Source organism: Lyngbya sp. CCAP 1446/10 (assembly GCF_026130175.1).
In the GTDB taxonomy this organism is placed as follows: Bacteria; Cyanobacteriota; Cyanobacteriia; order Cyanobacteriales; family Microcoleaceae; genus Microcoleus.
Genome location: NZ_JAIGNI010000044.1, coordinates 35713 through 49328, shown reverse-complemented (window position 1 = coordinate 49328; position 13616 = coordinate 35713). Strand labels below are relative to the sequence as shown.

Below are 13616 nucleotides of genomic sequence, written 5' to 3'. Positions count from 1 at the left end.
CAGTAGGGGCGCTTTGATTTCGCCTTTGAAGGTTCGTATTTGGACTCTTCAAGAATCCCCTCGCCTTTAGGCATGGGGAGTATCAAGTTAGAAATAGTATAAAGTGTAGAATGATCGCAGATCGATCGCCCTTGATGACAAAAAGCGATCACCCGCATTCAACTACAAGAATGACTGTATTTTAGCAGAGTCAAGTTCTCTTCCGATCAGCACCAGCTTGGTTTGACGGAGCTCGGAAGGTTGCCAAGGGCGATCGTAAAAATATTCTATACGATCGCCCACACCTTGCAACACCATCCGCATCGGCTTGTTAGGAACCGCCACAAATCCCTTAATCCGATAGATTTCCTCTTGCTGCATCAGCGATTGCAGTTTTTTCACTAAAGCTTCAGGTTCAAAGGCGCGATCGGCAATAAAGAAAGTCGAGTTAATATCATCATCATGCTCATGTTCCTCTTCCGTGTCGTGGTGACTTGGGCGGGACTCCAAATCATCCTCAACCGCCGCATTAAATCCCAATAGCACATCGGGGTTAATTTCGCCACCTTTGCAAGGAACAATTTTCACACTCGGACGCAATTCTTGCTGCAACCAGGTTTGAACTTTCTGTTGAGTTTCTTCATTTACGCGATCGACCTTCGTCAACAGTACCATATCAGCACAGGCCAATTGATCTTCAAACAATTCCTCGATCGGAGTTTCGTGATCCAAACTAGAATCAGCCTGCCGCTGCGCCATCAAAGCATCAATATCACCGACAAAATTACCGCTAGCAATAGCTTCGCAATCAACAACAGCAACCACACCATCGACAGTAGCGCCCGTGCGAATTTCCGGCCAGCGAAAAGCTTGAATCAAAGGCTTAGGAAGTGCCAAACCAGAAGTTTCAATTAAGATACAATCAATTTGGTCTTTGCGCTTCAACAATTCCTGCATAGTCGGCAAGAATTCCTCTTGAACAGTGCAGCAAAGACAACCATTTGTGAGTTCAACAATATTACTGTTGACACTTTCTTCATCGTCACAAACTTGGCAATCGCGCAGCAGTTCTCCGTCAATCCCAATTTCGCCAAATTCGTTAACTAGAACAGCAATACGGCGGCCTTGATTATTTTGCAATAAATGGCGAATTAAGGTAGTTTTGCCACTACCGAGAAAACCAGTAATCACTGTAACAGGAATCTTGTGCATTATTTTTTTTGTTAGGTTTAAATGTAGGTTACAGTACGGATTGTATTGGTGTCAAATTAAGACTAAACTCCTCTGATAAATTTCGCTTTTCCCAGAATCTATATCCCCTCGTATCCCCTTAAGAAGTCTACGGTGTACACACAAGTCGAGTTGGAAATTAAACTGACGGAAAGTCATGGAAATTTATTTTTTAAATCCTTGATTTTCCATTAATTATTATCAACAAGCCAAAACAGTTGATCACAACCTGGACGATCTAAAAACCTGGCATTTAGAGGCTTATGTCTTGCTAAACAAGGCTTTTAGAAATTGTGTGTACAGGGTAGCCTGGTTGTAGGGAGCTAGGGGGATCTTGCTTCGGCTACAAACAAGATTTATCAAGGGTTTTAGGCTTGACTTGACACTAATACTCTAAAACCAGCTACCACTATCATTATAGAGCTTTAAATTCCCTATTTCCGCCACCTGTCAAATTGGTCTTCGGAACAGCCATTAATAAATTGATTGTTCACCCAACCGTCAAGGATTGTAAAAGTTTCATTAGGAACAGTTCCAGAAGTTTTGGCCGCAATTTTCACCCAATTACCTTGTCTGCTGACAGCCCGAACTCCGTCTCCTCTTTTGAGTTTCGCTACAACTGGGTAGTTATTGCCGGGGCCTTTGCGAATGTTAACAGTGCCGCCTTCACCTGTAATAAAAGAGCATTGAGTTTGCTTTTTTAAAGCTTCTACTTTTTGGGGGGAAAGACTTTGCTCTTTACCGAAAACTGGAAAACTGTAAAGTGAAAAACTTAAACTTGCAAATACGGCTGCAATGAAAAAGGCTTTTGATTGAGAAAAACTTAGCATTGATTTAATCTCCTGGGATTGGAAGGACTGAAGTGCTGATTGCTAACTAACTTTTTGGGAAGGACTGAAGTCCGAACGATCGAACTGTTATTTGACGGAGGCAAACCATTCGGTAATGCCTTGGGCAATGGCAGAAGCTAACTTTTTCTGTTCTGTCGGATTCACAATCCATTCAAACTCTTCGGGATTGATCATAAATCCCAATTCCATTAAAACAGATGGAGTGACGGCAGGACGAGTCATGGCTAGATTGTTCCAGAATACACCATAGCTCGGACGGTTCAACTTGGCAACTAAATAATTGTGCAAAAACATTCCCAAACTGTGGGCTTGCGGGTGAAACCAGAATGCGCCGACACCTTTAGTATTAATCGCATCGCCGTTATCGGGCAAGGCATTGTAGTGGATCGAAATTGCGATCGCAGGTTCTTCTTTTTGAATCATTTCCACCCTCGGCGGCAAATCCAAATCGACATCTTCCACCCGTGTCATTACCACATTCGCGCCCCGATTTACCAATTCCTCTCGCACCAATTTAGACACAATTAAAGCCACTGTTTTCTCGCGATAGCCGGTGGGGCCCACACCACCCGAATCCTCCGGGCCGCCGTGTCCCGCATCGATGAGAATCTTGATTCCTGACAACGATTTTTCTGGCGTATTCGGCACCGCGCTGCTTGGATTTCCCGGCGGGTGTTTTAAAGACAACACTAAAGTTGTGCCATCGTATCTCAACTTATAACCCCACTGCTGGGCAGATTTGAGATTGAAAGTATATTGTACTTGCAACGGCGAGATTTGTTGCCACGCTAAACGTGAAATTACTGGGTCATCGTCTAGGCGAATAATGTCAGTTTGAGCGGTGGTATTATACAGTGTTAAAGTGAAAGTCCGTTCTCCTTCTTGTACGGTGACTGGGACTGGTATTTCTAAGGGAAATAAGACCTCTGTCCAACCGGAAACTTGACGCGATCTGGCGCTGCGAATAATCGATCGCACAGGCACGGCATCCTTGACAATTCGCACTTCCGATGCTTTAATCCAAGCGCCGTAATCGAGGCGAATCCATTCTCCCTCGCGCCCGATAACTGTTGCTCGCGTTCCCTTGGGCAGCGGTGTCATCCGAGAAAAATCGGTGCTTGCCCCGGTTCTGGCGACGCCAGGATCGGCTGTTACTTCGGCTATTTCTAAGTCAGTCGGAGAGAGAATAGAAATCTTGCCAGTACCTGGTTGGCTGATAGTTTTATCGTTCATTGTTAGTTCAAATAATGGCACTCCTAAATCGACTTTTTTCTGCGATGAGACGGAGTTTTCAGGAGTTTTAGCACAGCCTTGATACTGTTCGATGCCAGTTTTTGCAATCGGGGAATTTTCACCTAAGAGTACAGATTTGTTGTCGGGGAGTTCGACTTGCGATCGCGCTTTTAGAGGAATAGTAACATCGGCTAATTTTACCGCGACTTGAGTATTCGCCGGAGCGATCGCCCCAAAGCAGATATATTCCCCCGGTAAACTCGCCACATCGACTTTCGGCGTCAGGGAATTTTTAGCAAAAGCCAATCCGGCGGGGACTTCTGGTTGATTTGACTCCCGCGTCACCTTAATTTGAACTTGCTGATTGTCGTAACGCAAGGTAAAGACGTTTTCGCCTAATTGCAGGGGAAAAGTCGGGGCGAAATGACCGGCTGCGGTGCGCGCAATTTGGCTACCATTTACCGATACTTGTCCGGTTGGGGGGGCTGTACCGATGAGAAAAATGCGATCGGCTATTGTTTTGTGGTTGGCGGGAGGATAGGCGACGGACAAAGGTTGAGCGGCCACAGCTACAGAGGCGATCGCCATTATCATCCCAAACACGACTAATCCTAAAAATTTTCTCATGCTAAATCGCAACTAATTGAGAGTCTGTTGGTTATTTATACTAGAACTTGCGTTCAGAAACCGGGTTTCTGAGGATTGGCCGTAAGTCTTATTTACTATACAGGCTCCAGTTTATCACGTTTAGAGTTCCAATTGGGCGATCGGCGACATATAACAACCCCGCCCGACGTTTAGGACGTTCTTAATACCCCAAACCCATGCTGTCGATTGCTTCTTCCTTCTTCCTTCTTCCTTCTTCCTTCTTCCTTCTTCCTTCTTCCTTCTTCCTTCTTCCTTCTTCCTTCCTTCTTCCTTCTTCCTTCTTCCTTCTTCCTTCTGCTATAAATTCTTGCGTCAAACGATTAAGTTTTAATTAATTCCGAAGTCGTTCTCCACAGTTGATCCAAGCGATTCGCCGGCATCGTCAAATACAAAACATCCCCCGAACTCAGACAACAATTGAACAAATCCCAGCCGTGAATAGTTTGACAATTAGTTTCCACATAAAGAGGCACAAAATCTGCTGATTTAGCAGCATCTTGAATGCGGTGGCCACAGAAAGGATGTTTTGGTGTAATCAATGTGGCCAAGGAAACCCACAGACTTTCAGAAGTCATTCCGTTGCCCAAAATTCTGCCTCCAATCGCCGCCGCCGCAAAAGCAGGAGCCGCTAACTCCGTCGGGTTTAAAACTCCTTCAAACTCAAAAACCTGCTGCACCATCAGAGCAAAATGCGAGTCTTGATTGCGGACAATCACCGATAGTTTCGGTGCTAATCCTTTAGCAGTTAAGGCAATTTCTAGATTAGACATATCGCTGCTAGTAACTGCCAAAAGTGCAGCAGCTTGCTTAACGTTAGCAGCTTCCAAAGTTGCAGACAAACTGGCACTTCCTTGAATTACTGGAATTTGCATTGAGCGAGCTGTGTTCAGAAAGCGGCTGTTCGGATCTTGCTCGATTACCACAATATCATAACCGTTATTGTGCAGTTCTTTAGCAATTTGGATGCCGAGTCCTCCGAGTCCGCAAATAATGTAATGATGGCGCTGCGGAACTCGCGCTATATCCCAATATTCGCTAAAGCGAGTTCCCAATACATAATCGTTGAGCAGGGCGTAGCAGATGCCGATGATGCCCGCTCCAACTAACATCATCATCACCGTAAATAATTTAATATTTTGTGGAGCTTGTTCCGCAACTTTTTCATAGCCTCCGGCCCCAGTAATCATCCCTACCGAAAAATATAGAGAATCGACAATCGAGATATTTTCATCAACACAAATATAAGTAGAAGTAGCTATTCCAATCATAGCCAGCAGAGTCAGTACCACAATTACCGCTTGGCTGTGCTGCTGAAATCGGCGCAGGCTAGTTAGGGTTTTAAAGAATTTTTGAATTAAAGTTTTTTGGGGGCTGCGGAGAGTCGGCTCAGTTGCTACAATTAGCCGATCGCCCTTTTGACACTGCTGGCCCGCCAGCACCGCCGATACTAAATCAGTTTTGTTAGCAGCCGGGAGGTAATAAATCAACATTCGCGATCGATCGTTCCACAAATCGCTGAGTTGTCGATCGAGCCAGGGATGATCTTCATCGATATACTCTTCGTGAATCGGCCAAGTGCGATCGAACAAACTCAACTGTCCGATCGCCCGATTTCCGAGAGCAGCAAAAGCAAAAACCGGAGCCGCCAAAGCTGAAACGCTCATGGAAGTGTGATCGGGCAAAGTGTGATCAATTCTGTCGCCCAAGCTAGTATTGAACAATCTGTTAATGATCCGAATTTGAGGATTGAGAATCCTCGCCTGCATCAAAACTGCCAAATTCACAGCATCGTCATTACCTGCAATTACTAAAGTGTGGGCTTTTTGAATGCCAGCCGCCAACAAGGTAGAAGCTGCTTGCAAATTGCCGACAACCACCTCAGAAGTTTCGCTGCGAATTGGGCGATCGCTAATACCAACCACAATCGCCCCTTGCTGTCTTAACAAACAAAAAATCTTGTGTCCCGTGTGGCCCAAGCCGCAAACAATGATTCGAGGTTTCATAAAAAATATTTGCCAGCCGATGGCAAAGCTGTCCGCTGTAGTTTTACCTACCATTGTTGACGGTGACGGCTTTGCAGAATGTAGCTAAAAACACTATCTAGGATGTTTGTGATGCACTCTCGAAGTTTTGCAACAAGAACGCGGCAGTTTTGAAACAAGGACACGGCAATACCCTGTCCCTACAGCTTATGAGGTGCAATTAACCTAATTTAATCAAAAACAGCCAGCAGAATCCTAACAGGTAGGGAAACGGCACTGCCGTGTCCTGATAATTACGACTCCCTACATTAAATCAACTCAAAAAACCACACAGTCATCTTTTCAATATCTGCCGCCGCCGACTGAAGAAAAAAGGGGATATTAAAGCCAGATTTGGTATGATCAAATAATTCCATAAATTCACAGGCAAGATTCCTGTGCCACTGATAGACACAAAATATGATCAAATAATTCCATAAATTCACAGGCAAGATTCCTGTGCCACTGATAGACACAAAATATGATCAAATAATTCCATAAATTCACAGGCAAGATGCCTGTGCCACTGATAGACACAAAATATGATCAAATAATTCCATAAATTCACAGGCAAGATGCCTGTGCCACTCATAGACACAAAATATGATCAACTTCTTTTATTTCTCTTCCTTCGCGCCTTCGCGGTTCGTCAAATATGTCTTATTGAAGTAACAACAGATTAAAATAATTAAACCAATCCAAACACAGCCATATATAAAACCGTGAATCGAGTTACTCCCGCAATAGTTATCTTAGGTCAAAACAGCCTGCCGATCGCCAAAACAATCTCCGCAGTCTTCCCCGGTTCCCAGATTTACGGTTTAGTCGATCGCACATCCGACACAGACATCAACTTTAGCAACTTCGGCGAAACACTGCGGGAATTATTCGCAACAGAAACCCCAATCATCGCCATCTGCGCCGCCGGCATCATCATCCGCACCCTCGCCCCGCTGCTGTCAAACAAACGCGCCGAACCCCCAGTCTTAGCCGTCGCCGAAGATGGAAGCGCCGTTGTACCATTGCTGGGAGGTTTGCACGGAGTCAACGACTTAGCGAGAGAAATTGCAGCAGCCCTCGGCGTACAGCCCGCCATCACCACGACGGGAGATATCCGGTTTCGCACGGCGCTGCTGAGTCCTCCCCAAGGCTATTATTTGGCGAATCCAGAGGACGCGAAGACTTTTATTTCAAATTTGCTCGCCGGGGCGAAAGTAAAGCTAGAAGGGGCTGCCAACTGGCTTTCTGAGAGCAATTTGCCGTTAGCGCAGCCCGCCCCTACGGGGGCTGCGCCAACGGAGAGGATCGCCCCCGAAGCCAAATTAACCATCTGCGTCACCGAAAAAGCAATTGTACCCACAACAGATTGTTTGGTTTACCACCCGCAAATTATCACGTTTGCACTCACAAATCTATCGAATATTGAGCCGGAAATAGCAGTTTCATTGGTGCAGAAAGTCTTAAAAAATGCAGGTTTAGCCGCCGCTTCAATTGCTGGATTTTTTGCCTTAAAAAATGAGATGGGAAATCCGACTCTTGAGGCAATTAGCCAATTTTTCAAAGTCCCAGTCCGCTTTTTCAATCTTTCGGAACTTGTGGAATTCGACTCGGCTAAATTAACAGAACACAATCCCGATTTGGATCTCACAGCCGCCAAAATTGCCCTGAGTGCAGCAGGCGCAAACAGTCAATTAATCGGGTACGATCGCACAAACGCCTTTAGTTGCGCGATCGCCCTGGCTGCAAAACCGATTGATGTAAGCGCGATCGGCATTAGTCGTGGCAAACTGGCGATCGTTGGTACCGGGCCCGGAGGCGCGCCTTGGATGTCCCCGGAAGTTAAGCAAATTTTGCGCGAAGCCACCGATTGGGTGGGTTACAAGTTCTATCTAGACTTAGCCGGAACACGGAGAGAAGGACAAAACAGGCACGATTCCGACAACCGCGAAGAGATCGATCGCGCCCGTTTTGCCCTAGATTTAGCTGCATCCGGCAAATCTGTAGCCGTGGTTTCGTCGGGAGATCCGGGGATTTTTGCGATGGCTGCGGCGGTGTTTGAGGCGATCGACTCTGACGGCAAACCCGAATGGCAAGGCATCGATCTGAGAGTAGCACCGGGGATTTCTGCGATGCAGGCGGCCGCTGCTGCGATCGGAGCACCGCTGGGCCACGATTTTTGTGTGATTTCGCTTTCGGATATTCTCAAGCCTTGGGAGGTCATTGAACAGCGGATTTCGGCGGCTGCAAAGGCGGATTTAGTTATGGCATTTTACAATCCAATCTCGAAACAGCGGATTTGGCAATTGGGAAGGGCGATCGAGATTTTGTTGCAAACTCGTGATGCTAAAACCCCAGTTGTATTGGGGCGAAACCTCGGCCGTCCGGGCCAATCCGTGCGCGTTTGTACGTTGGGCGAATTCCAGCCGGAAGATGCGGATATGAGAACTTTAGTAATTGTTGGTTCGAGTCAAACTCGAATTATTCCGCGTAAATATGGAGATGTTTGGGTGTACACGCCGCGCAGGTACGATTTAAGTTTGTAGTGAGAAATTCAGTCCTCAAAAAGTTTCGCCATTGTTTCATAGCTAATTTATGGATAAACATCCCTTGTAGGATAGTCTCTTTTTTACTTCGCACATTCTGAATTCGATGCTTTTCTCAGGTAGATGAGAAGTTCAAAAAGTTCGCATTGCTTTTGCTCAATCAGTATTAAAAACATCCTGCAAGTTACGATAACCGCTAATAACTCGCAAAATCTCAATACCATCACCAACTATTTGGTAAAAAATGATGTATGTATCCCATCAATGGTATACCACGTAAATTGGGAGCAAATTGTGCATAGGAACGCCCCAAATATGAATAGTCGGCTAGATACTGACATTTTTTACCAAATGTTTCTACAAAGCGATCGCCCGAATCTACACTTTGCGCCAAAAAGTAATCAGAAATTTCAGATAAATCTCGACTAGCCTCGATTGTAATTAGCAAGCGATTCATACTATTACTTGTCTGGCTTTTTTCACCTTATCTCTAAGTTGAGCTAATACATCATCTGCCTTGAGCAACTCACCGCGTTGCGCCTGTTCTCGTGCTATATTTATTTTATTCCGAGTTTCTTCAACCCAAGCTAAATAGTTTGGGTTGTCGCTGCTATCGGATAAAGTAAGGTCATCGATCAATAACAGCAAGGCTGTGTTAATTGCTTCTTCAATGGAGGAATATTGACCGTGCTTTACTAAAGCTTCCAGCACTTGGGTTTGATCTGGATTCAAGGTGATTTGCATTGTTACCTCTGATGGTGCAAGGCTTGGACAATACTTTTACTGTATCTCATTTTATAAAAAAGCGATACGGTTGACGCCATGCTTCGCACCGATTATTATATTCAATTACAGTCTCTCGTCGCCGAATCATTAAATTTTACCAACTTTTGTGTGATGGGCTTCCCGCGCGTCCTCCACCTGCAAACTAGACATAAAACAGCTTAATTCACTGATGACATTCTCACCTTTACCAGAAAATCATTAAGAGCAATCTTTGCATCAGGATTTGACGGTAAGTGACTTGTAAAACTTGCTTCTTCTAATACATTAATTAGCCGATCGCGCTCCTGGTGATAAAATGCAATATCGGCATCTTCCAGTACCGACATTTCCGCACCAGCCAGCTTGCGAGCAATCAAATCGGGAATATACGGCAACTGGAACTTCTGATTGAGTTTAACCAAATTCGCCTCAACTTCCCCAGTTTGCATCAAATGAATCCCCGCCAGCAACACCCGATAAACGTACAGCAGCGGCTTAACTCGACGCGGGCTTTCTTTCTCAAAAAATCTCCATTGAGTTCGTGCAAAACCGAGATAGTGGTGGCTGTGGTGCTTGGTAATGCAGTTCGAGGCGAGATCCTTTAACTCTTCATGTTCCTTGCTAGTATAAACTACGAGCGGCGAATATAGTTGTTCCAACACATAGCCGTTGCGCTTCAACAGCAACTCCAGAAACTTCTTAATATCGTGAGTGACTAAATCGAGTTCCATTTTCTCCCGAACTTCCGAAACTTCAATTGTTTCGTCTCCCGAAATCAGTCCAATTACTTTGGGTAACGGTAAGATATGTACTCCCCGCAAGTCGAAGTCAGAATCTGGGGAAGGAAAGCCGTACAAGTGCGAGCCGCTGACAGTCGCAAACAGCAGCGGGTAAGGTCGATCGGAGATAATCTTGACTAACTCGGAGATGTATTCTACCATAATTTTCTATGTTATATAATGTCAAGTCAATGGCTAAGGTTCGTAGTGCGGACTTCAGTCCGCTCCCGGATTGCGGACTGAAGTCCGCACTACGAACTATTCGATCGCACTTTGACGCGATTTAATCAAAAACAGATTAGCCTGCTCGTAATTAGGACGTTCCGGTAACTTAGTATCAGCAAAAGCGCGATCGAACTCTGCGTGCAAGCTCAACCGCCAGCGATTCACCTCATCCCAGGATATTTCTTGATTGCGGATAGCCAAAAGTTGCGATCGAAAATCCTGCACCCGCACCGGCACAAACCCCTCCTTAAGTACCGTAATTCCTGACAGCAGCAACCGAATCAAGTGCATCGCGTGCTTCCAGCGAATTTCCCCAGTATTGCGAATGTCTTGCTCCATCTTTTTAAACTGCGACAAAACGTAACTATTGTAAGTTTGATAAACCAATTGCGAAAGAAAGATTTCGCGAATTTCCAGCAATTCTGCTGCGACAGGAGAAAGCTTTTCTACTAAAGGAGTGTACAAACATTCGAGCACATTGGGATTAGCTTTGAGCGCCAAAACCAGAAACTTTTGCAGTTCCCAATAGCATTCTTGATTTTCCTGATTTTCCAATTGTTCTGGAATGTCATAAAGTGACCAATGAAGAATTGCCGGCGGCTGGTAAATCCCGCGCCTATCTGTATCGGATTGCTCGTTATCCAAACCGTAAGCTCTCGAACCAACAATGCAGCGGTAAATCACAGAATCATAGAGGTTGTATTCGGCCAGAAAATCTCCTCCTGACTCCAATCCTTCGCTTTGAAACTGTTTGCGAATGCTGAATTCGTGTCGCCGCAGACTAACTTGTGTTGCGTCTGGGAGTTTGACTAAATAGGCGTGGGAATTGTCTGTAGGCGATTTGACAATGGCACCTACTGCGCCTTGTTTCCAAGATTTGTCTCCACCGGGGTTTTTGACCTCAATTTTGGTGACAATTTGGGTTCCGGCGGGCACGATTAGGTTGAAATTTTGAGGAAGATTGGGATTTGTCATGAGGAAACCTCCTGCGGAGACACGAGCTATATTCTTATTGTAGTATATTTGTAGTGGAAAATGGGTGTTTTGGGCGATCGGGGATTTGGCCTTGTTGAAAATTGTCTAATTATCAAGGAGGAATACCGCCAACGAGTTGAGGCGAAGGTGTCGGAGATTGTGGAGACTCACCAGACAATTGCAGCAATTCGCAACGGGCAAGCGGTGACGGACTTGCAATGGGTGGCGTTAGATCGTACACTGAGACAAGAGTTGGGTGGGGGGGAACGTGCAGTTGTCGGAGTCGAATATTCGCAAGGCGTTTAATCTGAAGGTGAATAGTTTATTATCGTTTCTGCCAGAGTTGTTCGAGATTGGGGGATTGCCGGATTATCAAGATGTGGTAAGGCGGAATTTTGAGGAGTTTATTGCCCAGCAGCAGTTTAATGCGAATCAGATTCGGTTTTTACGGGCGGTGCAGAATGTGTTTTTGAAGAATCGGCGGTTGGAAGTGGCGGATTTGTATGAGGAACCGTTGGACAGGTTTGGGGAGGATGCTGTTGAGCGGTGGTTTAGTGAAGAGGAGGTGGATGAGTTAATTGAGTTTGCGGAACGGTTAGCAGCTTAGAGTTTTATTTTAATTTAGAATTGCCATGTCTTCTTTTTTTACCTCTGGACCTGCTGAAGATGATTTATATAAGAGTCTTAGAGACGGACTCACTTTTTCGGAAGACGAAAAAATTATTCAATCTATGTTTTTTAAGGATAAGGATGACAAGAGAAATATTGAGGATATGTGGTCTTTGTATGAGCCTTATGCAGATAATGATTTTTTGCAAGAAGTAAGAAAAGATTTTCATCCCCACTTTTGGGAAATGTACTTAGGGTTTTCTTTGATTAAACAAGGAATATCATTAGTTCAATATGATAAGCGTAAAGGGGGACCAGATTTACTGATTTTGAGTGAAAATGAAAAATTGAAGGTATGGTTGGAAGCTGTAGCCCCAACAGCAGGTACGAGTGCTGATGCAGTTCCTGAAATCGAGTCTGGAGATGTTCCCGATGAGCAAATCAAACTACGTTACTGTTCTGTGATAGATAAAAAGTATGAAAAATACAAGGAATATACTAAGAAAAAAATTATTTTAGAAGATGATTGCTATGTTATTGCTGTGAATGGTGGTGCAATCCCATCGGCAAGCAAAGAGATAGATATTCCTAGAATAGTTCGTTGTGTTCTTCCCTTTGGAAATGAAGTTATAGAAATAAATATCGACTCCTTAGAAGTATTAGATGTACATCATCAATATCAAGACGCATCCTATAAAAAATCAGGTAGCCCTGTGTCAACAAATATATTTTCAAATTCTCATTATGACGGAATCAGTGCTATCTTATTTTCCAATGTAAAAGCAGTAAATTATCCAAATTACCCTGAAAACGATTTTGTATTGATACATAATCCGGTAGCCAAAAATCCGTTGCCTAGAGGATTTATAGAACTTGGACGAGAATATTGGGTGGAAAACTCAACTCTTAAGCATCGTTCTTGGATTAATCATTAGCAAGGGGATTTAGGAAATCTAAATTTCTTTACAAACAGACTCTAAAAAATGCTCACTGACCCTGAACTCCGATCGCCAGTTGACCCAATCTGGGAGAGATTACGATCGTCGGGACTCTGGAACCCAAAGCAGGATGAGGTTTTTTATCAGCGACGCAGGTTACAATGGAGAGGTTGCTGAAGTTAGAGCATATTATGGGGATAGAAGTGTGGGAGTTGATGAGTTTTATAGATGAAAAATGAAAGTTAGAGAAGTTATTAAAATGTTAGAAGATGATGGTTGGTATTTAGCTAGAACAAAGGGCAGTCATCGTCAATTTAAACACCCAGAAAAGGCTGGGACTGTCACGGTGTCAGGTAATTTAGGCGTTGATATGCCAATTGGTACGCTTAAAAGTGTTTGGCGGCAAGCTCAACTAGAAGAGGAGGAAGATTAATGCGTTATGCTGTTGTAATTGAAAAAGGTGAAACTAGCTACGGTGCTTATGTTCCCGATTTACCTGGATGTGTAGCTGTGGCTGAAAGTTTAGAAGAAGTGAGGAATTTAATTAAAGAGGCGATCGCATTTCATATTGAAGGACTACAAGAGGATGCTTTTCCTATTCCCGAACCTGTCTCTATTTGCGAATATGTTGAAGCTTAAGAAGTTTAGGGCGGTTGAAACCGCGGCTACACAAAATTTCATCCCAGCAGAGGGACTAAGAAATAAGAGGAATCAGAAAATAAATTCGATGGGCAATACTGGATTTGAACCAGTGACCCCTTCCGTGTGAAGGAAGTGCGCTACCACTGTGCTAATTGCCCGTAGATAATTACTGTACCAT

15 protein-coding genes and 1 tRNA gene are annotated in these 13616 nt (G+C 44.4%); 6 read left to right on the top strand and 10 right to left on the bottom strand.

Translation table 11 applies throughout. The features are described from left to right. Positions 1-162: 162 nt before the first annotated feature. The 5 genes from cobW to K4039_RS18545 form a co-directional block, all read right to left on the bottom strand. Entirely contained in the window at positions 163-1191 is a 1029-nt protein-coding gene (cobW, locus tag K4039_RS18565) for a cobalamin biosynthesis protein CobW (RefSeq protein WP_265237297.1), read from the bottom strand. A gap of 452 nt (positions 1192-1643) precedes the next feature. Continuing rightward, complete coding sequence (locus K4039_RS18560) at positions 1644-2039, bottom strand: SH3 domain-containing protein (RefSeq protein WP_265237295.1); 396 nt, start codon at positions 2037-2039, stop codon at positions 1644-1646. Between the two features lie 87 nt (positions 2040-2126). Next, on the bottom strand, positions 2127-3920 hold the full coding sequence (locus K4039_RS18555; RefSeq protein ID WP_265237294.1) for an N-acetylmuramoyl-L-alanine amidase: 1794 nt from the start codon (positions 3918-3920) through the stop codon (positions 2127-2129). Between the two features lie 181 nt (positions 3921-4101). Beyond that, positions 4102-4257, bottom strand: coding sequence for a hypothetical protein (locus K4039_RS18550; RefSeq protein WP_265237292.1), 156 nt, complete (start codon positions 4255-4257; stop codon positions 4102-4104). A 4-nt stretch (positions 4258-4261) separates the two neighbouring features. Next, positions 4262-5944: a TrkA family potassium uptake protein gene (locus K4039_RS18545; RefSeq protein ID WP_265237290.1), complete on the bottom strand. Its 1683-nt coding sequence runs from the start codon at positions 5942-5944 to the stop codon at positions 4262-4264. Between the two features lie 740 nt (positions 5945-6684). Here K4039_RS18545 and cobJ point away from each other — a divergent pair. Further along, positions 6685-8505 carry a precorrin-3B C(17)-methyltransferase gene (gene cobJ, locus K4039_RS18540; RefSeq protein WP_265237288.1) on the top strand — a complete coding sequence of 607 codons (1821 nt, stop codon included), beginning with the start codon at positions 6685-6687 and terminating at the stop codon, positions 8503-8505. Positions 8506-8728: 223 nt separating this feature from the next. Here the strand turns inward: cobJ and K4039_RS18535 are convergent, their stop codons facing one another. From K4039_RS18535 to K4039_RS18520, 4 genes are all read right to left on the bottom strand, one after another. Further along, positions 8729-8962: a type II toxin-antitoxin system RelE/ParE family toxin gene (locus K4039_RS18535; protein ID WP_265237286.1), complete on the bottom strand. Its 234-nt coding sequence runs from the start codon at positions 8960-8962 to the stop codon at positions 8729-8731. After that, positions 8959-9249, bottom strand: a complete 291-nt coding sequence (locus tag K4039_RS18530) for a hypothetical protein (protein ID WP_265237284.1) — start codon at positions 9247-9249, stop codon at positions 8959-8961. The genes K4039_RS18535 and K4039_RS18530 overlap by 4 nt, the downstream gene beginning before the upstream one ends. Positions 9250-9449: 200 nt before the next feature. Further along, positions 9450-10211: a nucleotidyltransferase domain-containing protein gene (locus K4039_RS18525; protein WP_265237282.1), complete on the bottom strand. Its 762-nt coding sequence runs from the start codon at positions 10209-10211 to the stop codon at positions 9450-9452. A gap of 96 nt (positions 10212-10307) precedes the next feature. Further along, on the bottom strand, positions 10308-11249 hold the full coding sequence (locus K4039_RS18520) for a nucleotidyltransferase domain-containing protein (protein WP_265237281.1): 942 nt from the start codon (positions 11247-11249) through the stop codon (positions 10308-10310). Positions 11250-11309: 60 nt separating this feature from the next. On the opposite strand from K4039_RS18520, the gene K4039_RS18515 reads away from it, so the two are divergent. The 5 genes from K4039_RS18515 (at position 11310) to K4039_RS18495 (ending at position 13435) form a co-directional block, all read left to right on the top strand. Beyond that, a complete protein-coding gene (locus K4039_RS18515; RefSeq protein ID WP_265237279.1) occupies positions 11310-11555 on the top strand; it encodes a hypothetical protein in 246 nt (81 codons plus the stop codon). Positions 11556-11562: 7 nt separating this feature from the next. Further along, positions 11563-11856, top strand: a complete 294-nt coding sequence (locus K4039_RS18510; RefSeq protein ID WP_265237277.1) for a type I restriction-modification enzyme R subunit C-terminal domain-containing protein — start codon at positions 11563-11565, stop codon at positions 11854-11856. 25 nt (positions 11857-11881) lie between these two features. Further along, a complete protein-coding gene (locus tag K4039_RS18505) occupies positions 11882-12793 on the top strand; it encodes a hypothetical protein (protein ID WP_265237276.1) in 912 nt (303 codons plus the stop codon). 238 nt (positions 12794-13031) lie between these two features. Beyond that, the gene (locus K4039_RS18500; protein ID WP_265237275.1) at positions 13032-13229 is read left to right on the top strand and encodes a type II toxin-antitoxin system HicA family toxin; all 198 of its coding nucleotides are present in this window, start codon (positions 13032-13034) and stop codon (positions 13227-13229) included. Then, positions 13229-13435 (top strand): type II toxin-antitoxin system HicB family antitoxin, encoded by a 207-nt coding sequence (locus K4039_RS18495; RefSeq protein WP_236506884.1) that lies wholly within the window; start codon positions 13229-13231, stop codon positions 13433-13435. The genes K4039_RS18500 and K4039_RS18495 overlap by 1 nt, the downstream gene beginning before the upstream one ends. 89 nt (positions 13436-13524) lie before the next feature. On the opposite strand, the gene K4039_RS18490 is transcribed toward K4039_RS18495, so the two are convergent. Beyond that, positions 13525-13596 (bottom strand) — tRNA-Val (locus K4039_RS18490). Between the last annotated feature and the right edge of the window lie 20 nt (positions 13597-13616).